The sequence below is a fragment of the Bacteroides sp. PHL 2737 genome (assembly GCF_004115325.2).
Taxonomy (GTDB): Bacteria; Bacteroidota; Bacteroidia; order Bacteroidales; family Bacteroidaceae; genus Bacteroides; species Bacteroides hominis.
Window position 1 is genome coordinate 5,093,939 of record NZ_CP040630.1, and the last position, 22,571, is coordinate 5,116,509.

26 protein-coding genes, 1 tRNA gene and 2 pseudogenes are annotated in these 22,571 nt (G+C 40.4%); 19 read left to right on the plus strand and 10 right to left on the minus strand.

Annotated elements, in window-relative coordinates; translation table 11 throughout:
* Positions 1-135 precede the first annotated feature (135 nt).
* The 3 genes from DBK98_RS21150 to DBK98_RS21160 are packed head-to-tail and all read left to right on the plus strand — an operon-like array spanning position 136 to position 2,138.
* Complete coding sequence (locus DBK98_RS21150) at positions 136-519, plus strand: MobC family plasmid mobilization relaxosome protein (protein WP_032536794.1); 384 nt, start codon at positions 136-138, stop codon at positions 517-519.
* Entirely contained in the window at positions 485-1,408 is a 924-nt protein-coding gene (locus tag DBK98_RS21155; protein WP_032531311.1) for a relaxase/mobilization nuclease domain-containing protein, read from the plus strand. Before DBK98_RS21150 ends, DBK98_RS21155 begins: the two co-directional genes overlap by 35 nt.
* 4 nt (positions 1,409-1,412) lie before the next feature.
* Positions 1,413-2,138, plus strand: coding sequence for a hypothetical protein (locus tag DBK98_RS21160; RefSeq protein ID WP_032536795.1), 726 nt, complete (start codon positions 1,413-1,415; stop codon positions 2,136-2,138).
* A gap of 42 nt (positions 2,139-2,180) precedes the next feature.
* Here DBK98_RS21160 and DBK98_RS21165 read toward each other — a convergent pair whose 3' ends face one another.
* The 4 genes from DBK98_RS21165 to DBK98_RS21180 form a co-directional block, all read right to left on the minus strand.
* Positions 2,181-2,513: a helix-turn-helix domain-containing protein gene (locus tag DBK98_RS21165; RefSeq protein WP_005645903.1), complete on the minus strand. Its 333-nt coding sequence runs from the start codon at positions 2,511-2,513 to the stop codon at positions 2,181-2,183.
* Between the two features lie 130 nt (positions 2,514-2,643).
* Positions 2,644-3,054 carry an RteC domain-containing protein gene (locus tag DBK98_RS21170; RefSeq protein WP_007653837.1) on the minus strand — a complete coding sequence of 137 codons (411 nt, stop codon included), beginning with the start codon at positions 3,052-3,054 and terminating at the stop codon, positions 2,644-2,646.
* Positions 3,017-3,256, minus strand: coding sequence for a hypothetical protein (locus DBK98_RS21175; protein ID WP_007653839.1), 240 nt, complete (start codon positions 3,254-3,256; stop codon positions 3,017-3,019). The genes DBK98_RS21170 and DBK98_RS21175 overlap by 38 nt, the downstream gene beginning before the upstream one ends.
* Before the next feature lie 10 nt (positions 3,257-3,266).
* Entirely contained in the window at positions 3,267-3,833 is a 567-nt protein-coding gene (locus tag DBK98_RS21180) for a cysteine hydrolase family protein (RefSeq protein WP_032536796.1), read from the minus strand.
* Positions 3,834-3,961: 128 nt separating this feature from the next.
* Here DBK98_RS21180 and DBK98_RS21185 point away from each other — a divergent pair, with 128 nt between their 5' ends.
* Genes DBK98_RS21185 through DBK98_RS21200 form a run of 4 tightly spaced genes read left to right on the plus strand, consistent with a single transcriptional unit; the run spans position 3,962 to position 6,746 of the window.
* Entirely contained in the window at positions 3,962-4,297 is a 336-nt protein-coding gene (locus DBK98_RS21185; RefSeq protein ID WP_007653850.1) for a helix-turn-helix domain-containing protein, read from the plus strand.
* Between the two features lie 45 nt (positions 4,298-4,342).
* Complete coding sequence (locus tag DBK98_RS21190; protein ID WP_007653851.1) at positions 4,343-5,746, plus strand: ATP-binding protein; 1,404 nt, start codon at positions 4,343-4,345, stop codon at positions 5,744-5,746.
* 4 nt (positions 5,747-5,750) lie between these two features.
* Entirely contained in the window at positions 5,751-6,104 is a 354-nt protein-coding gene (locus DBK98_RS21195; protein ID WP_007653852.1) for a hypothetical protein, read from the plus strand.
* Between the two features lie 3 nt (positions 6,105-6,107).
* Positions 6,108-6,746, plus strand: coding sequence for a hypothetical protein (locus DBK98_RS21200; protein WP_227239007.1), 639 nt, complete (start codon positions 6,108-6,110; stop codon positions 6,744-6,746).
* Between the two features lie 368 nt (positions 6,747-7,114).
* Here DBK98_RS21200 and DBK98_RS23445 read toward each other — a convergent pair.
* Both DBK98_RS23445 and DBK98_RS21205 read right to left on the minus strand, forming a co-directional pair.
* Positions 7,115-7,351: pseudogene (locus DBK98_RS23445) on the minus strand (transposase); the annotation flags it as partial.
* 411 nt (positions 7,352-7,762) lie between these two features.
* Positions 7,763-7,945, minus strand: a pseudogene (locus tag DBK98_RS21205) (DNA-binding response regulator); the annotation flags it as partial.
* Between the two features lie 139 nt (positions 7,946-8,084).
* Here DBK98_RS21205 and DBK98_RS21210 point away from each other — a divergent pair.
* Entirely contained in the window at positions 8,085-8,621 is a 537-nt protein-coding gene (locus DBK98_RS21210) for a GNAT family N-acetyltransferase (protein ID WP_032536805.1), read from the plus strand.
* Here DBK98_RS21210 and DBK98_RS21215 read toward each other — a convergent pair.
* On the minus strand, positions 8,613-9,902 hold the full coding sequence (locus DBK98_RS21215; RefSeq protein WP_032536798.1) for an MATE family efflux transporter: 1,290 nt from the start codon (positions 9,900-9,902) through the stop codon (positions 8,613-8,615). The two genes, DBK98_RS21210 and DBK98_RS21215, sit on opposite strands and share 9 nt — an antisense overlap.
* Positions 9,903-10,213: 311 nt before the next feature.
* Between DBK98_RS21215 and DBK98_RS21220 the strand changes: the two genes are divergently transcribed.
* From DBK98_RS21220 to DBK98_RS21230, 3 genes are all read left to right on the plus strand, one after another.
* On the plus strand, positions 10,214-10,540 hold the full coding sequence (locus tag DBK98_RS21220) for a cupin domain-containing protein (protein WP_005782604.1): 327 nt from the start codon (positions 10,214-10,216) through the stop codon (positions 10,538-10,540).
* Between the two features lie 733 nt (positions 10,541-11,273).
* The gene (locus tag DBK98_RS21225) at positions 11,274-12,131 is read left to right on the plus strand and encodes a GyrI-like domain-containing protein (RefSeq protein WP_032536800.1); all 858 of its coding nucleotides are present in this window, start codon (positions 11,274-11,276) and stop codon (positions 12,129-12,131) included.
* Between the two features lie 701 nt (positions 12,132-12,832).
* Positions 12,833-13,717 carry an SDR family NAD(P)-dependent oxidoreductase gene (locus DBK98_RS21230; protein WP_032536801.1) on the plus strand — a complete coding sequence of 295 codons (885 nt, stop codon included), beginning with the start codon at positions 12,833-12,835 and terminating at the stop codon, positions 13,715-13,717.
* Positions 13,718-14,448: 731 nt separating this feature from the next.
* Here the strand turns inward: DBK98_RS21230 and DBK98_RS21235 are convergent.
* A tRNA-Thr gene (locus tag DBK98_RS21235) sits at positions 14,449-14,522 on the minus strand.
* 307 nt (positions 14,523-14,829) lie between these two features.
* On the opposite strand from DBK98_RS21235, the gene DBK98_RS21240 reads away from it, so the two are divergent.
* The 6 genes from DBK98_RS21240 (at position 14,830) to DBK98_RS21265 (ending at position 19,295) form a co-directional block, all read left to right on the plus strand.
* Positions 14,830-15,378 carry a DUF4199 domain-containing protein gene (locus DBK98_RS21240; protein ID WP_032530334.1) on the plus strand — a complete coding sequence of 183 codons (549 nt, stop codon included), beginning with the start codon at positions 14,830-14,832 and terminating at the stop codon, positions 15,376-15,378.
* A gap of 26 nt (positions 15,379-15,404) precedes the next feature.
* On the plus strand, positions 15,405-16,358 hold the full coding sequence (locus tag DBK98_RS21245) for a glycosyltransferase family 2 protein (protein ID WP_005782616.1): 954 nt from the start codon (positions 15,405-15,407) through the stop codon (positions 16,356-16,358).
* Positions 16,359-16,382: 24 nt separating this feature from the next.
* The gene (locus DBK98_RS21250; RefSeq protein WP_032536806.1) at positions 16,383-16,910 is read left to right on the plus strand and encodes a DUF6452 family protein; all 528 of its coding nucleotides are present in this window, start codon (positions 16,383-16,385) and stop codon (positions 16,908-16,910) included.
* Positions 16,867-17,619 (plus strand): DUF6048 family protein, encoded by a 753-nt coding sequence (locus tag DBK98_RS21255; protein WP_005782620.1) that lies wholly within the window; start codon positions 16,867-16,869, stop codon positions 17,617-17,619. Before DBK98_RS21250 ends, DBK98_RS21255 begins: the two co-directional genes overlap by 44 nt.
* A 4-nt stretch (positions 17,620-17,623) precedes the next feature.
* Positions 17,624-18,208 (plus strand): manganese efflux pump MntP family protein, encoded by a 585-nt coding sequence (locus tag DBK98_RS21260; protein WP_005782622.1) that lies wholly within the window; start codon positions 17,624-17,626, stop codon positions 18,206-18,208.
* A gap of 70 nt (positions 18,209-18,278) precedes the next feature.
* Entirely contained in the window at positions 18,279-19,295 is a 1,017-nt protein-coding gene (locus DBK98_RS21265; protein WP_032536802.1) for an FAD:protein FMN transferase, read from the plus strand.
* 74 nt (positions 19,296-19,369) lie between these two features.
* Here DBK98_RS21265 and DBK98_RS21270 read toward each other — a convergent pair whose 3' ends face one another.
* Together DBK98_RS21270 and DBK98_RS21275 are read right to left on the minus strand one after the other, a co-directional pair.
* The gene (locus DBK98_RS21270) at positions 19,370-19,738 is read right to left on the minus strand and encodes a DMT family protein (protein ID WP_005782624.1); all 369 of its coding nucleotides are present in this window, start codon (positions 19,736-19,738) and stop codon (positions 19,370-19,372) included.
* A 14-nt stretch (positions 19,739-19,752) separates the two neighbouring features.
* A complete protein-coding gene (locus DBK98_RS21275; protein ID WP_005782625.1) occupies positions 19,753-20,502 on the minus strand; it encodes an ATP-binding protein in 750 nt (249 codons plus the stop codon).
* A gap of 139 nt (positions 20,503-20,641) precedes the next feature.
* On the opposite strand from DBK98_RS21275, the gene DBK98_RS21280 reads away from it, so the two are divergent.
* Positions 20,642-22,069, plus strand: a complete 1,428-nt coding sequence (locus tag DBK98_RS21280; RefSeq protein ID WP_005807908.1) for a tetratricopeptide repeat protein — start codon at positions 20,642-20,644, stop codon at positions 22,067-22,069.
* Positions 22,070-22,076: 7 nt separating this feature from the next.
* Entirely contained in the window at positions 22,077-22,547 is a 471-nt protein-coding gene (locus DBK98_RS21285; protein WP_005782627.1) for an NfeD family protein, read from the plus strand.
* Positions 22,548-22,571: the final 24 nt, after the last annotated feature.

Below are 22,571 nucleotides of genomic sequence, written 5' to 3' on the forward strand. Positions count from 1 at the left end.
ACCGACGGCAGGCTTTGTGATTAGGGAGAGCAAGGTTATGTTTCGGTAGACCGAAACACCTTGCTTTGCTTGACAGCAAAGAAAATTTCTCCCGTTGGTCGCAATTTTTAAGACACTACCTAAAAGCAAAAACACATGACAGAGATAAGGAACAAACCGGGAGGTCGCCCGGCAAAGAACCGGGTAAACAAATATCAAAAGGTAGTCAGCACGAAACTGACCGAGTTACAGTTCTACGCAATCAGGAAGCGAGCCGGGGAAGCCGGGCTGCGTGTCAGCGAGTACGTCCGGCAGGCGGTCGTTTCAGCAGAGGTAACGCCCCGGCTGAACAGGCAGGATGCGGACACTATCCGCAAGCTGGCAGGGGAAGCCAACAACATCAACCAACTGGCGCACCGGGCGAATGCCGGAGGGTTCGCACTGGTGGCGGTGGAACTGGTGAAACTCAAGAACAGGATTGTCGAAATCATAAACCAACTGTCGGATGATTGGAAAAATAAAAAAGGGAAGCGGATTTAAAGGCTGCGTGAACTATGTGCTCGGCAAGGGACAGGCAACCTTGCTTCATGCGGAGGGAGTGTTAGCGGAAAGCAACCGGGACATCATACGCAGTTTCATACTGCAAGCCGGGATGAACCCCGACCTGAAAAAGCCTGTCGGACATATTGCGCTAAGTTATTCCCCGGTGGACGTACCCAAGCTGACAGACGGGAAAATGGTACAGCTTGCACAGGAGTACATGCGTGAAATGAAAATCACCGATACGCAGTACATCATCGTGCGCCACCAAGACCGGGAACATCCGCACGTGCATATCGTGTTCAACCGTATAGACAACAACGGCAAGACCATTTCGGACAGGAACGACATGTACCGCAATGAACAGGTATGCAAAAAACTGAAAATCAAACACGGGCTTTATTTTGCTAAAGACAAGATGCATGTAAAGCAGCACCGTTTAAGAGAGCCGGACAAGTCCAAATACGAGATTTACAACGCTGTAAAGGATGAAATAGGGAAGTCCAAGAACTGGCAGCAGTTACAAACCCGGCTGGCAGAAAAGGGTATCGGGATTCATTTCAAGTACAGGGGACAGACTGGCGAAGTACAGGGCATATCCTTTTCCAAAGGCGGATACACGTTCAAGGGTTCGGAGATAGACCGCAGTTTCAGTTTTACCAAACTGGATAAATGTTTCGGGGATGTAGGGCTGAACACTACCGGAAACAATAGACAGACGATTTCCGCACCTGTTCAGGAGCCAGCGCAGACACCGGACAAAGCCGACAGTCCGCTGCTGGCAGGCTTGGGCGGTCTGTTCTCCGCCCCGTCCTCTCCGGCTGATGATACGCCCGACAATCCCGGTGAAAGAAAAAAGAAGAAAAAGAAACGACACTTAAAATTATAGGAACATGGAAGATAACTTAATTTTGGAGGGGCTTCTCTCCATGGTTACGGAACTGAAAGAACGGCAGGAGAAGCAGGTAACGCCAGCCAGCCGGGAGGAAACGATTAACAGGCTGGACGTTATCGAGCAGCGCATTTCGGAAATGCAAGGTAAATCCGGCATTACTGAAAACACGGTACGGGAGATTCTAAACCAAATCGGCAGTATCGGAAAAGGGCAGTCCAGGAACCAAAAACAAGACCTTGAAGATATAAAGGGGCTTATCGTGACCTCGCACCGATATTTCAAGGAGCGGTTAAAGGTGTTGTTCCCGACTGATGATACACCAGCCGGAGAAATAACGCCCGTTTCATGGTACGGCAAACTGACATACCGGGTAACTCCCTATTTGAAACCCAAGTTCTTTCTTTTTTCAGCAGGGATAATCATTTGTCTTGTGTCGCTTGTGTTAAATGTACGTTTTATACAAAGAATGCAGCGGTTACAGGACAACGATATAAAATACCGCTATATCCTGATGAAAGGAAAGGCAGACGGCAGCAGCCTTGATTTGCTGGAAACGAGGTTCAGCAGGGAACGGGACAACGATTTCATCCGAAGCCTGACCGATTCGGTGAAAGGCTTTGAATACCGCAGCAGAAAGCAGGCGGAAGCGTTGGAACGGGCAAGGCTGTTAAACGAGCAAGCCGAGCAGCTAAGGGAGCAAGCCGACAAATTAGGCAAGCCATAAAACAAAAGCGAAGCCGGAACAGAACCGCCCCGGCTTTTTAATTCACTTCTTTTTCTTCGTGCAGTGTTCTTTCTCGAACTGGCGCAACGTGGTGACGCTGAACCGCTCCTTGATGAACTCCCGGACATCGGAAGCCTTGTAGTACACTTTTCCGCTGATTGTGAAGTACGGCAGCGCACCGATAGCCCGGTAGCGTTGCAGGGTCTTGATACTTACTTTGAACAGCAGGCACAAGTCCTGATTATCCAGCAGGTTGTCATCTTCGGGCAGCACCCTGTCGGCATTGCGCAGTACCCGTACATCCTTGCAGAGTTCTTCCAGTTTGGCGTACAGCTTCTGCATCCATACGCTGAAATCGTCATTGTCTATATACATGATTGCTTCATTTTTCTGATTATACATTATGGTCTGTCAATCGATTGATGAAGCAAAGTTCAGAAAACAGGTGCAAAGAAATTATAGGGGAACTAATGGAATCCCCTATAAATAAATCGTAAGCCGTTGGTTATCTGTACCCTTTCTTGTCATGTTCCTTTTTGATAAGTTCTACCAATCCATTAAGAAACCCGGTCAGTTTGCCCGGCTTTCGTTTTATCACGTCCTCATGTTTTTGGTAACAGTCGCCTATCTTGATGTTGAACAGCCATTCAAAGGCTTTCGCCAAGTCCACCAAGTAGGCGGGCTTGCCGTTCTGATACACGATGTCTTTGGAGAGGAACAAACCGCTTACCATTTCCATGATGTTGATAAGGGTTGTCTTGTCAGCGAGGTAGAGAGGGGAAAGTGGTTGTGTATTAGAATGTGTCCTGAACTGTTCGGGATATTTAATTCGTAACCTTATAATATAAATTTCTGTATTTATTATTCCTATTGCTTCATCAATAAATTGCGTAAAGGGTATTTTCCTTTTGCCCAAATTGCATACGATACAATTTGAGCTTGTTTAATCCCATTGAATAAAAACGTAATAGGACTGCATAATCCTGTTCTACTGTACTTATTTCTACTAAATAAGCAGTCAATTCATTGATAGCATCTGTCAACTCTGCAACAGATGCTTTGTGTTGAGTATATTCAGACAATAACTGAAATATGCTCAATTCAAGGATTCTTTTCATTTTCTTTAATTTAAAGTGTCGTTAAACATGATTTTATGTACTCGTCAGTCGATATAATAGTGGCATAAAATGGTGTTAATGCAGCTAAAAAAACAGCTTGCACTTTTTCTGCTTCTACCTTAAAACCTTGAAATTCTAAATCTTTAGTAGCGCAAGCGTCCTGTATTATAGTGCATTTATATCCCAAGTCTTTAGCAGCTCTTATGGTAGCATCCACGCACATGTGTGTCATCATACCACAAATAACTACATCTGTGATATTTTTAGATTGTAACAAATTATTTAATTCTGTCTGATAAAAACTGTTCGGAGAATGTTTAATAATTATATCTTCGTTTTTTATCGGAGCAACACTGCTATGTATTTCTGCCCCTATAGTATCAGGTAGAAAAAAAGTTGCATCCTGTCTAGATGAAATATGCCGTATATATATAACTGGTAGGGAATTTAACCTAAAATAATGTATAAGTTTTTGCGCTTTTAATACAGCATCCAAACTGCCTACCAGTGGATATAATCCACCTTCAAAATAATCATTTTGGAGGTCTATAAGAATTAATGCTTTTTGTTTTTTCATTTTTATGCTTTTAATATTTCCCACAAAGTTAAATGTTTACTATCTTTGTATCAAGTATGTACAATTTAGTATGATACAGACTAAAAGGTATCGAATATTGATTATCAAATTAATGTGCTCAAATAAAAATGAATAAGAACATTAAAAAAGATATTTGTGTGCTTGATTTTGCTTTCCAACGGATAGGAGGGAAATATAAAGGACGTATTCTTTGGGCTCTGTCAAAACATACGGTTATGCGATATGGTGAACTGAGCCGTGAAATATCCGACATAAGTACAAAGATGCTCACACAAACCTTGAGAGAGTTGGAAATGGATAATTTGATTCATCGTGAAATGTATCCCCAAGTTCCCCCAAAAGTCGAATACTCTTTAACCAAGACAGGCAAGGAGCTTATTCCATTCATTAAATATTTGGTTGATTGGGGATATAAAAAAATGGCTGAAGAAAACGAGAATTGATTAATTTTCATAATAACTAATTTTGTATCATCGTCATAAAAACTTATGCTGAATACAGAAACCATACAATCACTCATTGACAGTGGAGAGGGCTACAATGTGGAGTTTAAAGTTCGTGTTCCTTCAAAGGTTCGTGAACTGACAGAGGAAATATGTGCTTTCGCCAATGCAGACGGAGGATATTTGCTTATTGGAGTAGATGATAACGGGCAAGTGGTAGATACTAACTTAGAAAACGATAAGCGTTCTGCCATTCAAGGTTCTATCAGCGAAATATCTCCTGCACTTCACTGTGAATTGTATTCCGTAAATCTTGTGAATAAAACTGTTTGGGTGATTGATGTTCCGTCCGGCAAGGATAAACCTTATATATTTTCCGGTTCTATCTATGTCCGTGAGGGGGCAAACTCACAGAAACTTCACACAGCCGAAGAAATGCGCAGCTTCTTTCAGGAGTGTAACAAAATCTTTTTCGACCATATACCCTGCCATTGGTTCAATATCTACATGGATGCAGACGAACAGATGATTAAGGATTTCCGAACAGAAGCCAAACTAAGTCTGTCCACACCCGACAAACAAATATTTGAGAACTTGGAACTGTTTACCGAGAATGGAACGGCAAAGAACGGTGCAGCGATGTTCTTCGGCAAGCAACCTGAACGAAAGTTTCCGCACGCTGTTACAAGATGTGTTCTTTTCAAGGGAACAAACAAAGTCTATATTATAGATGATAAAACTTTCGGAGGTTCATTGTACCAACAATATCTACAGGCTATGTCTTGGCTGGAAAGCAAACTGCAAGTAGCTTATAAAATAGAGGGAGCAGGACCAAGAGAGGAAATTTGGGAAATACCTTTGACCGTATTTAAAGAAGCCATTATAAACGCCCTGTCACATCGTGACTACTATGAACAAGGCGCAAGCATTATGATAGAAATGTTTGACGACCGGGTAGAGATTTCCAATCCCGGAGGACTTTTGCCTATTGTAGCTAAAAATTTCGGGCATAAAAGCATGACACGTAACCCACTAATATTCGGGTTATTTACCCGTATGCACTTGGTCGAAAGAGTTGCATCCGGTATTCCTCGTATGCAAGAAGCCATGAGGGAAGCGAATCTTCCCGAACCGGAATTTCACACAGAGGGGATGTTTACAGCTGTATTTAAAAGAGGAATTAGTATCAAAAATGAAATAATAAATGTCCCAAGCTTGTCCCAAGAATGTCCTAAGCTGGATATACGTTATACATCTATAGCGGAACAAATAATTTCGTATTGCTCAGAACCCCATTCTATTCAAGAAATAATGAAACTTGTAGGACAAACAAACCGAAGTAGATTTAAAAAAAATATCATAAATCCACTTTTAGAAGTAGGCATTCTTTCTATGACTATACCTAACAAACCTAATAGTCCATTACAACAATATATCATAAAAAAATAAATATATGAATATAAATGATTTCAATAATAGAATTGCAAGATGTGAATCCTTTTTAATTGCTAGTGACGGGCAATTCTTAGGAAAACTTTCTCTTAATAGATACGATATAGATTCCATTTCCTATGAATATGGTTTGTATGGTAGTATCTATTCCGCTACTTCATTTAAGAATCAGTATTCAACTTATGGTAGTCCTTACTCTTCTTTAAGCCCTTATAATCCATATACATCCACTCCACCTACCATATATTTAAGAGGGCAACGAGTTGGTTTTTTATCAAAGAACAAATACTTATTTGGCAGTATTGACCCTGATAGTATTAATACTTGGATGCAGAATAACGGATTATATTATTAAAATATGGAAATGATAGAATATGTAAAGTTAGTAACAGCCTTCATTGTCTCAATCGGTGGTTCAAGTGTTGTTATTATTGCACTATCTAAATGGTTTGGAAATTTCCTTTCAACTAGATTATTAGACGCTTATAATAATAAACATGAAAAAGAATTAGAAGTGATAAAAACAAAGTATGCTTCTGAATTGGAAAATACAAAAAATGAATTAGAGAAAGCAAAATCCCAGTTTCTCAGATATTCAGAGAAACAGTTTGAATTGTATAATGATTTATGGAAAGTTCTACTATATACAAAACGACAAGCTGATTTGTTATGGCAAAAAGCAGACCCTAATCAAATACCATCTTTCAGTGAACAAATCAGGCTTACTCGTAATGCTATTAGCGATAATCTTCTATTAATAGAAGAAGAACATTATGAGAAATTAATTCAACTTATAGAACAATTTGAACAATTCCAATTCGGAAAATTAAAGCTTATAGATATAAGAATACAAATTGAAGGTGGAGAACAAGTTCAACAAATAATATCTAAAGCAGATGCACAAAACACCATCAATAAAAATAGAAGGACAAAAGAAAAATATGACAAGTTAATAATGGATATAGGTAAGTCTTTTAGAGAACAAATAAAAGGATAATATTTGAAATTCTAATATTAGTTGTATCTTTGCACTCAGAAATCGTACCCAAGATACAAACTGATGTCGAACGGTGCAAAGCTGTGAAAACCTTATTCAAGGGACTAACATCGTGATAAAGATATAACTTATTGAGAAATAGTGCCATACAAACCGATTTTCGGTTGCTGGTGGCACCACTTTTTAAGAAAGAAAAACGATGTAAATCCTTGAATTTCAAAGAAGTTCAGGGATTTTTCATTTCCAAGAATAAGCAAAGCAAGGGGATCAATGTAAAAATCTGAGAGCTTTTCTTTTTATGCATATAATTTAGCGAGTCTGTACAAGAAAAATGGGGTCAGTCCGAAAACCCTGTGGGTATGTTAAATCTACCCTGTTAGTTTGCATAATCTAAAAATAAAGAATGGTATATCTCCGACTTCCCTAAACTGTGCTCTGAACCCTTAAATTTTTGCATTGAATGATTCTGCAAATGCATTTGTTTCCCTATTAACGAAATAGTTTAGTATTGTTCATATTAGTATTGTTTCATAATAGTTCTGCATGGTATTTGTTACGGTTCTGAAACATCCGTATCCAAGCTTTTCTATTTTATTGTACCACTTAGTTGGTTAGCTCTATGTTATTTGCTGAATGTCCCTATTATATATATGGGTATATCGCAAGTACATTTACAGTCAGCATACATCTCTTTTCAATAAGATACACTCGATATGTTTTCAAAGACAAGCAGCCAATTATTAGAGCTACTGTTTTGTTTGTTTTTCAAGCACTACATATAGCTCCATTATGAGAGGATCCATTCTGATTTATGAGTACAAATATAGATAATAATATTTAATATAAAGAGCTTATAATGACATTTTTTTCAGAAGCAGTTTCCTTTAACACACACATAATGAATTCATTATTAGAATCATAAATTCTCTCTACATTATCTAAATCATGTATTGTTTAGTTTAGACTTCACCGTTTCGTTTTTCCAACTTGGAAATTTCGTTTTTCGGTCTATAACAATTGGAAGATGCAAAAGCGTACCTGCATTTATATACATCGACAACGAAAGTGCAATTCCGGCTGAACTTTGACAATTGATGAAGCATCATTTTGTCTCTTTCCAAAATAGTATAGTCTACATCCGAAGGCAACAAATTTTGTTTTGCCCACAACTCTTCTCCGGTAATAGGGATTGAATCCATTGTTTTTTCCGGATTTTCCGCCAAAGATATGGTAAATCGGATAATAAAAAAGAGATAGACCGTGCAAGGTTAGAAATAAAAATACCATCTTTGCAGAAGAATCCAATTTCACTGTACTCCAAATATGAATTATAATCTTATGGACACCATCACTTTAAAAACCGAACGCCTCCTTCTCCGCCCTTTCCGGGAAACGGACTTACAGGAACTCTTTGAATGCTGCCAGAACCCGAATCTGGGAAATAACGCCGGTTGGGAACCTCACAAAAGTATCGAAGACTCCAAAGAAATCCTGCATACGGTATTTATGGGGAATGAAGGAGTCTTTGCTATGATTCTGAAAGAGAATAATTCTCTGGTGGGTTCTATCGGCATTATTCCCGATCCCAAACGGGAGAATCCCCGGACACGCATGTTAGGATACTGGCTGAAGGAGTGCCATTGGGGAAAAGGAATAGCTTCGGAAGCAACACATGCCGTATTGGATTATGGATTTAACGTACTGGGGCTGCATTTGATCTCGGCAAACTGCTATCCGCATAATACCCGCTCCCGACATTTGCTGGAACGGCACGGATTTGTATACGAAGGTATCCTCCACGAAGCGGAAACGACTTATGACGGCCATGTATACGATCATTTATGCTTCTACCTGAAAAAGGAAATGTTACGATGACGCCCGCAAATAAAGGACGGACTGGATAGCCAACAAAATCACGAAAAGATATTCCGCCATCAGATAGACAGCCAAAGGGACCCCGGCATATCGGCTCAGCAGATATAAATAGGCCAGATTGACAGCAATCGTTGTCAACTGAAACAGAAAGGCAGTACGGGTTTTTCCCGTACCCGTCACCGCATTGATATACACATATCCCGGCAAGGCAAACACATAATTAAACAGCATCACTATAAAAGGGACGGCTGACATTTCTATCAGTCGGGTACTATCCGTATAAAGCCCGGCAATCTGCCGATGAAAACACGCAGCCAATACTATCAGAGGAAAACCAATTGCATAACCTAACTTCACAATTTTCCGGCAGAGCGGAAACAACAATCGCCTCTCCCCCGCTCCGATCAGGTTACTGACCAGTGCCCCCGTAGTAGCGGCAAACGAATTGACAATAACAAAGAAGACGGTAGAAACGCTCCTTATAATATTGGAAACAGCAAGTTGCACCTCCCCCAACCGTTCAATTGCTACAAAAAACAGAAACCACGGAGCAACGCTGATAAAAGCGTGTAACATGCTCCATAGGGAGAGACGCAGCAGTTCGGCCAACAACCGTTTGTCATATAGTGGTTTAAGTCCGAACTCTCTCCCGTCCACTTTCACCCAAGCATAAACGGCAACGATCAGGAGGGAAGCAGCCTCAGACAGAGAAGAGGCTAAGGCCGCACCTGCTATTCCCTTACCCCAAACAAAAATAAACAGATAGTTGCAGAGGATGTTGACTGAAACAGCCGTCATCGCCGCCCACGACAAAGCATTGGTCCGGGTGATGCCAACATAAAAAGAACGGAAGGCCAGAAACGGGAAAGAGAACAGCAGGCCGAAACATCTCCAATCCAGGTAATCGGTCACGGCACGATAGATCTCAGGCGAGTGAATGAAATACTTCAGGATAAATGGTGAAAAGAAATAAGAAGAGAAGCTCAGAAGGACAGCCAGAGCACTTAAGAAAAACAATCCTTGAAAGAAGGTTCTGCCTGTTCCGGCATAACGCCTCTCACCGTTACGGCGGGCGATCATCACTTGCAGACCCAGACTGAAACCGAATCCCAACATGTAAACAGCGAGATAATAGATGCTGGCAAGAGCGGAAGCTCCCAATTCCACTTCACCGACATGTCCTAAAAAAATAGCATCGGTTATATTGATTAACTGTTCCATCAAGATGCTCAGCATCACAGGATAATTGATAAGTCCTATTTGTCGATAAGTATAATTCATTGCTCAATTGAATGAAAACGGCACATTCAGGTATCAAACAGACATACGAGTCCGGTTGTACCTATATGCACGTAACGGGTAAATAAACGGATATAAAAAACTCGGGGAAAGACGCCGGAGCATCTGTCCGATAGCTGAATAGCTTTATAAATCGGGAGCTATTCGTTGAGCGTAGCTATATGCAGAGTTTCATTCGGAAGATCAATGACTTAATAATGAATATGCGGCAAAGGTAGAAAAAAGAAACAGATAAACAATCTTTTTCTTCAAACGTTCTATCTTCGTATCTACTCAAAAAAACAATATTGAATATGGAACAGTCTTTTAAAAAGGGAGCCGTACTCCACCTGCCTTCATTAGTGGAATATTCCGAAGGAGGAATTATCAGTAAACAGTTGATCAAGAGTTCTGCCGGGAATATCACTCTATTCTCGTTCGACAAAGGAGAGGGACTTAGTGAGCATCGTGCCCCGTTCGATGCTTTGGTACAAATATTGGAAGGAAGTGCGAATATGATAGTAAACGGTCAGGAGTTTACGGTGAAAGCCGGAGAAAGTATCGTGTTTCCGGCCAACGCGCCGCATGCACTGACAGCTATTGAAAGGTTTAAGATGTTGCTGACAATGATCAAAGAGTAACATCTGGAGGCAAGGCAGCTGTGTACTAATCCATCTTATGAATACTTCGGATATTCCCATATCAAATCATTTTTTGTAAGACGGGCTTATTTGTTTATTTTTCAGAAAGGTCCGAAAGCTTCAAAAAAGGCAGGAAGAGGCTGAATCGTAAATTATTAAATAGGATATCATTCTGCCCCGAATTCTGAAGTATTGGAAGAAAACTTGTTAAAAGAAGCAATTAAACTGTATCTTGGCTGGCAAGATACATATCTTAGCCACCAAGATGTATATCTTGCCTGCCAAGATGCACATCTTAGCCGCTAAGATGAAGAGTTCGACGGGGAGACAACAATTTATCCAAGAAACAAAAGAAACTTTAGTAAGGTACGTCCGGGGGTTGGGGGTTAACTTCCGGGCAAGTGAATCCAAGGCCATTTGTCCTGTTTTTTTAGGATGTAAATCCGAGTATACATATCCAATCTTTTATATCAAACTTTTAAACTTAAAACATCCCGTTGACGTATCCTATCGGATTTATTCCCGATTCTTTTTATATCTCTTAAAACCAATTCTGCTCCAAGCCTATGAATACCCGAATAGAAAGTAACCGGCAGCCGCGCTCCCTAAATGAATCCGGCAAGCCCTGTTCCCGAATAAGACCAATTGCATTTTTATTTGTATTCCGCAACATCGGACAAGTCCTTTCTCTCTTTTCACCCTATCTTTGCAGCATTGAAATACCAATTGAATCATGGAAGGAAAAAAGACAACGCAAGAAGAGTATCAGAAGTGTGTGAACGCAGTGGTAGATTATATCAATCTCCACTTAGGTGAAGAAATTGACCTGAGATCACTGGCCAGGATTTCCCATTTCTCTCCTTTTTATTTTCACCGCATCATGAAAGCTTTTTTAGGCGAGCCCGTCGGTACTTTTATCGTCCGGACACGCACCGAGGCCGCAGCCCGCCTATTACGCTATTCATCCGCTCCGATAGCTGATATTGCCTACCGGATCGGATATGCTTCTCCATCCTCTTTCTCCAAAATATTCAAACAGATGTATGGTATTTCACCAACAGAATATCGTAATAATAAAAACTTTGTAATTATGAAACCAGCCATTATCAAACCGGATCTGGAATTGAAAAAGGAAATCAGGGAACTTCCCCAACGAAATGCAATTTACATCCGTCTCTTCGGTGACTATAAACTCAATGACTATGCAGGCACCTGGATACGTCTGATTCAGTTTGTGAAAGAAGAAAAGCTTCCGATGGGAGATCCTTCACCTCTCTGCATCTACCATGATGATCCTAAAGTGACTCCCGCCGGAAAACTTCGGACGGATGTATGTATGTTGTTACCAACAAGCGCAACTCCAAAAGGAAATGTCGGATTCAAACAATTGCCTGCGGGACGTTATGCAACCTTCCTCTACCAGGGGCCATACGATCAGTTACAAGCTGTATATGATACAATTTACGGCAAATATTTACCCGAAATGGAGTGTACCCTGAGAGATGAACCCAGTGCCGAAAGATACCTTAATGATCCTTCATGTACTCTTCCCGAAGAATTATTAACCGAAATCTACATTCCGGTCGAATAAATTCCAAAGAATACAGGTTGGCAAAACGTGATGCTACTTTGCCGACCTGTTCACAATCTGGAAATGCCATAAGAAAAGTCAGAACAAGCAAGACACTATAAACCTAAAAACCTAACTATCAACCTCATGATTATCCCAATCCCTCTTAAAGCAATAATGTAAGAATCTTATAAATGCTTCGATAGCATACTGCCTTGGGTAACAAGTTTATTATATTGTTGGCAAGCTTTCTCTGATATACTTTTCGTTTTAGGACGATACCAATCAGCTAAACGATAAAACTCATTTTTAAACAAGTCTCTCTCTCGCTGATGCGAATCTGCAGCATATAGGATAATATCATACATATATATATCAGATTGTCTTTTCCTGCACTGCGTAAGATTCATGAGATGGGTTGAACCCACACCATAAACACTACCAGTTATACTTTGCAATTCATCCACAACAACACCTGTAAATCAATGTCCGGAAACATGATTTCACACAATGTTTCTCAAAAGTATTTTTCACTTGCTTTCCTATGACAGAAAAACGCACTATCTTTGCATTCGTTCAGCGAAGAAAAAGAAGGGCAAAACGGACTTTTCTACCATTTAAGTTTCAAACTATTGGTAATCAATTAGTCCAATATGCAGCATCGGTGCAAATAAACAACCTAAGAATCATTACCCTATACCCAATTTGAATACCTAAATATTATGGCAGACAATTATATCGAAAGACAATACGAGCAATACGAAGCCAGAAAAGCGGCTTGGGAAAAAGCACGCAAATATGGCAAAAAGAAAACGAATATCACTCACTCTGCTAAAACGGAACAAGCGGCTCAAACGACAACAGAGCCCTATAATCATAAAAGAGTATTTGTAACGGGAGGAGCCAATGGAATTGGTAAAGCTATTGTAGAAATATTCTGTAAAAATGGGTACCGGGTGGCATTTTGTGACAAAGACGAAATAGCAGGAAAGCGTACTGCAGAAGAAACAGGAGCCATTTTCCATCAAGTTGACATAAGTGACAAGGATATGCTTGAACACTGCATGCAACGCATCATTGAGGAATGGGATGACATTGATGTCTTAATCAATAACGCAGGCATCAGTGACTTCTCTCCTATCACTGAAACAAGCGTAGAAGATTTCGACAGGATTCTATCCATTAATCTACGCCCGGTATTCATTACTTCACACTTCATGGCTCTCCACCGTCAATCGCAAACAACACCCAATCCGTACGGAAGAATCATCAACATCTGCTCTACCAGATATTTAATGAGTGAATCCGGCAGCGAGGGGTATGCAGCCTCTAAAGGGGGAATCTATTCACTAACACATGCGTTAGCCTTGTCACTTGCTCAATTTCATATCACAGTCAATTCTATTGCGCCGGGCTGGATACAAACCCATGACTACGATTGTCTCCGTCCGGAGGATCATGCACAACACCCTTCAAGAAGAGTCGGTAAACCGGAAGATATAGCCCGCATGTGTAGATTCCTTTGTGAAGAAGGAAATGACTTTATCAACGGTGAAAATATCACGATTGACGGAGGGATGACTAAAAAGATGATTTACACAGAATAATATAGTTCCAAACCAAACATACAGAAGTAAAATGGAATATGGTATAATGTACTAAAACCGTCTCCACTTTCCTGCTTCATGATACACTTTATTTTCAAAACAAAGATCGGTCCTTGTCCCTAATTTAAATGATACTCCAAATAAAAAGCTGCCCCCGAAAATCTTCAGGGCACTGAAAAAGCACCCTCGTAAGGATCAGGTTCTTGATTTGTCCAAAGATCTGCTGATCCTTCTAACTAATCGGCAAGACTGTGTCCATAACAATCGAGAAAGGCATTATGAAATCGAAAACCATCATAGTTGATGCTACTCACACGGGGGCTCGCAGTTGATCTTTCAAGATATGGAAGACCTTAAAGCCAAGTCCCGTATAAGGTATAAAACAGAACCGAAAAACGCGGAACTAAAGCAGGTATTCGGATACGACAGGGCATTGTCGTACGGGATCTCTTGTATGCAACCGCAAGGCGCTATGGTCATCTTTGCAGCAAATATCAAGAGGATCTTCAAATCAATTTAAGGAAAGCTGCTTTTTTACATAATTAATCAAGATAAGTGTTTGCCTGTCCATACGGACGAGGCTATCAAGCGTTTCAAGAGCTTGCTTTAAAAAAAATAGAAAAGTCGCCAAGTTAGAAATACTAACTTGGCGACTCTCACTTTTGCTCTTCAAGAAGGCTGATCTGAAAAAACAGATGGTTTTTCAGTACCGAGATGCTTTTCTTTTTTTGAGCCTCTTGTCGGATTCGAACCAACGACCCCGAGATTACAAATCACGTGCTCTGGCCAACTGAGCTAAAGAGGCAAGTGGGTAAGCTTACTATATCGCGCCGCTACAACCAACTACCTTTGCTGCGATCAAGCCCTGGAGGATTCGAAGGGAGCTGGCCGTATAGGACTTACCCGGGTGCAAAGGTAGGTATTTTTATTAAACCTGCAATAGGGGGCTTGCATTTTTTTGTAAGGTTCATCAGTAAGCACCTACTTTTCAGAGATTTAAAATCGAAAAAAAAATGTTTTTTTTCTGTCCGGATAGCTTTATTAACTTTAACAGGCATAAATTCCATACCAACCAATATTATTTGTACCTTTGTGCGCTATTTATTAATAAAATGACAGAGAGCAGAAGTAACTTACAAAAATATGCCATGCATTTTGGCACCTATATGGGAGTATACTGGATACTTAAGTTCATTCTATTCCCACTGGGATTATCTATTCCATTTCTTTTATTCCTGTTTTTCGGACTGACTTTAGGAGTTCCGTTTATGGGATATTATTACGCACGTACCTATCGCGACAAAGTATGTGGCGGTTCCATCCGTTTTCTGCAAGCATGGGTATTTATTGTCTTTATGTATATGTTTGCGGCACTCCTTACGGCAGTAGCTCATTATATTTATTTCCGGTTCATCGACCATGGTTTTATTGTAAACACCTATATGGGAATGTTTGACGAATTGACTAATAAAGATGTACCAGGCGTAGAAGGTTATATCGGACAACTCAAAGAAGTGATGGAAATGATCAGTACATTGACACCGATAGACATTACCATGCAACTGATGTCGCAAAATGTGTTCTATGGCAGCATATTAGCCGTCCCCACTGCCTTATTTGTAATGCGAAAGCCTAAATCACCGGAGGTACAACCTCTATAATTTATAATATCTAATTCACATAAAAAATGGATATATCTGTTGTAGTACCGTTGTTCAATGAAGAAGAATCCATCCCGGAACTTTATGCCTGGATTGAGAAAGTGATGAAAGCCAATGGCTTTTCGTACGAAGTTATCTTTGTAAATGATGGTAGTACCGACCGTTCATGGGAGATTATCGAATCACTCCAAAAACAGTCGAGCACAGTAAAAGGTATCAAATTCCGACGAAATTACGGGAAATCACCTGCTCTATATTGCGGATTCGAACGAGCCGAAGGCGATGTAGTAATCACTATGGATGCTGATTTGCAAGATAGTCCCGACGAAATACCGGAACTATATCGCATGATTACCGAAGAAGGGTATGACCTTGTCTCAGGATATAAACAAAAAAGATACGATCCGCTATCGAAAACTTTGCCTACCAAATTATTTAATGCGACTGCACGCAAAGTTTCGGGAATACATAACCTCCACGACTTTAATTGTGGACTGAAAGCTTATCGTAAAGCCGTAGTGAAGAACATCGAGGTATATGGAGAAATGCACCGCTATATCCCTTATCTGGCAAAAAATGCCGGATTTCAGAAGATCGGCGAAAAGGTGGTACATCACCAAGCACGTAAATTCGGAAAGACCAAATTTGGCGGGTGGAACCGTTTCTTCAACGGGTATCTTGACTTAATCTCTCTCTGGTTCCTTTCCAAATTCGGCATTAAGCCGATGCACTTTTTCGGATTGTTAGGTTCACTGATGTTCATACTGGGATTCATCTCAGTGGTTATTGTAGGAGCCAGTAAGTTATACAATATGAATCACGGCATGCCTTACCGCCTGGTAACAGACTCCCCTTATTTTTATCTGTCACTGACTGCCATGATTATCGGAACACAGCTATTCCTGGCTGGTTTCCTTGGTGAACTGATCTCACGAAACGCTCCGGAACGTAACAATTACCTGATAGAAAAAATAATATAATGAATGATAAATGAAACCTGTACGATGAAAAAATTAATAAAACTGATACTCTTCCTGATGATAGCTTACCCACTGACCGGTGCTATCTTTTCTGCTTGCTCGGAAGAGAGCGACTGCTCCATGACCGGACGTCCGATGGTTTATGCCAATATGTATACCATCAATCCGGAAACAAAAGCCGTACTGAACGACACTCTTGACTCTCTGACCGTAACAGCGTTCGGAACTGACTCAATTATCATCAATAATCAAAAAAAGGTTCATGATATCGCCCTTCCTCTACGCTACACAAGTGACTCTACCATTCTTGTGTTTCATTATACCCGCCTGTTAAGAGATACAATGGTTATCCGACAAACCAATACTCCCTACTTCCAATCTATGGATTGTGGATACAGTATGAAACAAAACATTATCAGTATTCATCCGATTGATTATACAGATACCAATAAAAAGAAATATCATAGCATAGACTCCATATATATCAAATCAAATGCAGCTAACATTAATGGAACAGAAAATCTTAAAATATTCTACCGCTACAATCGTTAGTCTGCTGTGTCTTGCATTCAGTCTTCCGCTCCATGCACAACAACAAAGACCGAATGCACGTCCCTCCACTAAAGAGAAAGCTAAAGAGGAGATAAAAGTGGATACGATTCCATTTTATAATGGTACGTATGTAGGTGTAGACTTATTTGGGTTAGGCAGTAAACTACTTGGAGGGGATTTTCTAAGTTCCGAAGTAAATGTACGGGTGAACTTAAAAAGGAAATTTATCCCCACAGCAGAAATAGGTTTCGGACAGACAGATACTTGGAGCGATAATGGTATCCATTACAAAAGTGCAGCCCCTTACTTCCGTATCGGAGTAGATTATAATGTCGTTAAAGAATATTTGTATGTGGGACTGCGTTATGGATTCAGCAGTTTCAAATACGACATCTCAAGTACACCCTTTTCCGACCCTATTTATGGCGGAAGTATGGCCAATCCAGGATTAATAGACGGTATCTGGGGAGGAAGTGTACCTTATCATTACAATGGACTAAAATCCAATATGCAATGGCTTGAGTTAGTAGCCGGAGTAAACGTTCAAATCTATAAAAGATTCTATATGGGATGGACCTTACGCTTTAAGTTCAAGACCTCGGCTTCAGTCAACGAACATGGAAATCCATGGTATGTACCGGGTTTCGGTGAATATGACTCTTCAAACATAGGCATCACATATACCCTGATTTATAAACTACCATTTTAACGACATGACAGGATTAGAAATTTGGCTGCTTGCAATTGGTTTAGCGATGGACTGTCTCGCTGTCTCTATTGCAAGCGGTATTATTTTAAAACGTATCCAATGGCGGCCCATGCTCGTCATGGCATTCTTTTTTGGACTTTTTCAAGCTATAATGCCTCTATTAGGGTGGCTGGGAGCAAGTACATTCAGTCATCTTATCGAATCGGTTGATCATTGGATCGCCTTTGCCATCTTGGCTTTCCTGGGAGGACGGATGATTAAAGAATCCTTTAAAGAAGAAGATTGTTGCCAAAGATTTAATCCGGCAAGCTTGAAAGTTGTGATAACAATGGCTATAGCAACCAGCATTGACGCATTGGCTATAGGAGTGTCTTTCGCTTTTCTCGGTATTAAGAGTTGCTCATCCATCCTTTACCCAGTGGGCATTATCGGATTTGTCTCCTTTCTGATGTCTCTTATAGGACTCATCTTCGGCATCCGCTTTGGATGTGGTATTGCCCGAAAGCTCCGTGCTGAATTATGGGGAGGGATTATACTGATCCTTATCGGAACCAAAATATTAATAGAACACTTATTCTTTAATAATTAGCTATCAACCACAAGCCACAAGACTCTGGAAAATCATAAACAGGTTTGTCGCTTGCATACTTTTATTCATTATGGAAAAGAAAACAAGAAAAAGCTTTATTTGGCTGGCTATCCTTCTGCTGGGAACGATCTGGATATTAGCTCAACGCAATAAACAGCTACCTTACAACAGTATCAACGGCCTTGTATTCGGTACTGTATATAATATTACTTACCAATATGACGGTAATCTGAAAACAGAAATTGACGCTGAATTAAAGAGGTTCGACGGTTCCCTCTCCCCTTTCAATGACACGTCTGTTATTACCCGTGTCAACCGTAACGAAGAAATTGTAACGGATAGTTTCTTCCAAACCTGTTTCAACAGATCCATGGAAATCTCAGCCGAAACCCAAGGAGCTTTCGATATTACAGTAGCTCCGTTGGCCAACGCATGGGGATTCGGTTTCAAGAAGGGTGCCTTCCCTGACTCAACCATGATAGACAGCCTGCTCCAAATCACAGGTTACCAAAAAGCGAAACTGGAAGACGGCAAAGTAATAAAGGAAGATCCCCGAGTGATGTTAAGTTGCAGTGCAGTGGCCAAAGGTTATTCAGTAGATGTAGTAGCACGGTATCTGGATAGCAAAGGTATTAAGAACTACATGATCGATATAGGTGGAGAACTGGTTGTAAAGGGACTGAATCCCAAAGATGAAGCATGGAGAATCGGCATTAACAAACCAGTAGACGATTCGTTATCCCTCAATCAAGAGATACAAACAACGCTCAAGTTGACAGATGTCGGCATTGCTACTTCCGGAAACTATCGTAACTTTTATTATAAAGATGGCAAAAAGTATGCCCATACCATCGATCCCCGTACCGGATATCCGGTACAACACAACATTCTTTCGGCAACCGTAGTTGCAGAGGATTGCATGACTGCCGACGCATTGGCTACAGCCTTTATGGTAATGGGATTGGATGAAGCGGAGGCATTTACAAAATCACACCCAAACATAGGTGCTTATTTTATCTACAGTGATGAAAAAGGGGAGTTGAAAAGCTATTTCACAAAAAACATGGAACAATATCTTGATAAATAAAAAGAATATCCCCGGAGAAATATGTATATCCTTTCTCCGGAGATATTCTTTCGGGAGATACCGACGCAAACTGCCTACTTCATAAACACGAAATATACAGCCGCTATCAAACAGACAAAAGCAGCCACATGATTCCAATGTAATGACTCTCCTTTAAACAGTAAAGTAGAAAAGACAGTAAATATGATCAAAGTGATCACTTCTTGTATTATTTTGAGTTGCATTAATGAAAATGGTCCCCCGTTCCCACTAAACCCCAATCTATTGGCCGGAACCTGACAAGAATATTCTGCCAGCGCAATGACCCATGAAAACAAAACCACGCCATACAGAGGCCAATTACTGATCATTTTTGTCTCCTGCAGTTTCAGATGCCCATACCAGGCAAAAGTCATAAAAATATTGGAAACAATCAATAACGAAATTGCATAAACACCTTTCATACTTATATTTGAAATTAAAATTCTACTTCTTTAGGCAGTAACTCTTCCTGTACATTCGTCATGCTTCCCCAAAGGCTATATCGGGCTTCCGGATTCATCTTTTCCAATTGGCGGAGTATTCCTTTCATATCACTACGGCTCGACTGCGATTCATATGGACAGTTTTTTACTTGCTTCCTGTATCCACGTATCTGCGCGAGTTCCAGCAAGTCTGCTTCGTGCACCAGACACATCGGACGAATAATAGTCATATCAAACTTATTCATTACTAACCGTGGAGGCATTGTGCTGAATGCTCCTTGATATGTAATATTCATCAATAGTGTTTCCAGAATATCGTCCATGTGATGTCCGAGAGCAATCTTATTGCACCCCTGTTCTTTGGCAACTGTAAACAAGGCTTTTCTCCGATTCCACGAACAAAGAAAGCAAGGAGATTTGCGGGTATCAGTAGAAGGATCAAATGAGGTTTCATAAACAACCAACGGGACTCCATAACTTTCAGCATGTGCACGAAGATAATCCAAATCACTCTGATAGGGAATATTCTTCATAACCACATGTACTGCCACCACCGAAAAACGAGGTTTGAAAATACGTGAACGCTTACCTAATAATTCCACCAATGCCAAAGAATCTTTCCCTCCCGAAAGACCGACAAGCACTTTATCTCCCTCTTCTATCAGTCCATATTGAACTATCCCTTTATTAAACCGTTTTTCGATACGCCGAATGGTTTTCTCTTCTTCCGTAATCTGTGCCATAACTCTTTTAAAAATCGGCTGCAAAAGTAAGAGAAAAGAATGATTTAAAGAAGAATTAACATAATAGAAGAAGAGAAAAAAGGTTTATTTCCAATTAATTTGTATTTTTGAACTTCCGAATAATAACCCGAGACCATTTATGAAGAAAAAAAATATTCTATTCTTTCTATTATGCTTTCTCCTGACAAGCGTATCGGCACAAACCTTGGAACAAGCAAGGGCCATGTACGGTAAAGGACAATATGCTGAAGCCAAACCCGTTTTCCAGAAATATGTTAAATCGCAACCGGCAAACGGTAATTATAATCTATGGTATGGCGTATGTTGTCTTAAAACCGGTGATGCAGCCGAAGCGTTGAAGTATCTGGAAACTGCAGTAAAAAAGCGAATTCCGAGCGGGCAGCTGTACCTTGCGCAAACTTACAATGATCTATACCGGTTTCAGGATGCGGTAGACTGCTATGAAACATACATAGCTGACCTATCAAAACGGAAGAAACCCACAGAAGAAGCGGAACAACTGCTGGAAAAGGCAAAAGGAAATCTTCGCATGCTGAAAGGAGTAGAAGACGTGTGTGTCATCGATAGCTTTGTAGTAGACAAGGTCGACTTCTTGAAAGCTTATAAAATAAGTGAAGAGGCAGGTAAACTTTTCACTTACAATAATTATTTCAAAACCAAAGGTCATCATCCGGGAACGGTTTATGAAACAGAAATCGGAAATCGCATTTATTACAGCGAACAAGGAGAAGAAAACCTGAATATCCTGTCCAAGACCAAAATGTTGGATGAATGGAGTCAAGGGAAACCACTTCCGGGAAGTATTAATGCCTCGGGAAACGCCAATTACCCATACGTATTGTCGGATGGAGTGACTATCTATTATGCTTCCGACGGTGATGGTTCTATGGGAGGATACGATATTTTTGTGACCCGATATAACACTAATACTGATACCTATCTGGTTCCGGAAAATGTAGGAATGCCTTTCAACTCTCCTTACAACGATTATATGTATGTCATCGATGAATACAATAATCTGGGATGGTTCGCTTCCGACCGTCACCAACCCGAGGACAAGGTTTGTATATACGTTTTCGTACCCAATGAATCCAAACGGACTTATAATTACGAAGCAATGAATCCGGAAGAAATAATCGGGTTAGCTCAACTCCATTCTTTGGAGAGTACCTGGAAAGATCAGAAAATAGTGGATAATGCCCGCCAACGCCTTGAAGCAGCTATTAACCACAAACCTGACATACAACAAAACTTCGATTTTGAGTTTGTTATTGACGACCATTCTACCTATCATCATTTGACGGATTTCAAATCTCCTAAAGCCAAACAACTGTATTTGAAATACGAACAGATGGAGAAAGACTACCGTCAGCAAACTAACAAACTAACTAACCAACGTGAGGGATTTGCACGGTCTAACAAAGACGAACAAACGAAAATGGCTCCGGCTATCCGTGATCTTGAGAAAAGGATATTCCAAATGTCGAAAGAACTGGATAAACAGGCTATCGAAGTCCGGAACGCAGAAAAACAAAATTTAAAATAACCCAATTATGGATGTACTGATCATCATTGCATTGATTGTTGCAGCAGTAATACTCTTTTTAGTTGAACTGTTTGTGATTCCGGGTATCAGCCTTGCCGGTATTTCGGCTTTGGTTTGCATCATCTATGCCAACTATTACGCTTTTGTCAATCTGGGGACAGGGGCGGGATTCACAACACTTATCATTTCAGGAGTTGCCTGCATCGGTTCGCTTGTCTGGTTTATGCGATCGAAAACTCTGGATAAGCTCGCATTGAAGAAAGATATAACATCCAAAATAGACCGAAGTGCTGCCGAAAAAGTAAAAGTGGGCGATACGGGTATCACAGTTACCCGCCTGGCTCAGATTGGCAATGCTGAAATCAATGGGAATATCATAGAAGTAAAATCAATGGACGGTTTACTGAATGAAAAAACTCCGATTATAGTCAATCGGATCACTGATGGAATAATCTTTGTCGAAAAACTAAAATCCTAATATTCATTTAAAATCAAGCACAAT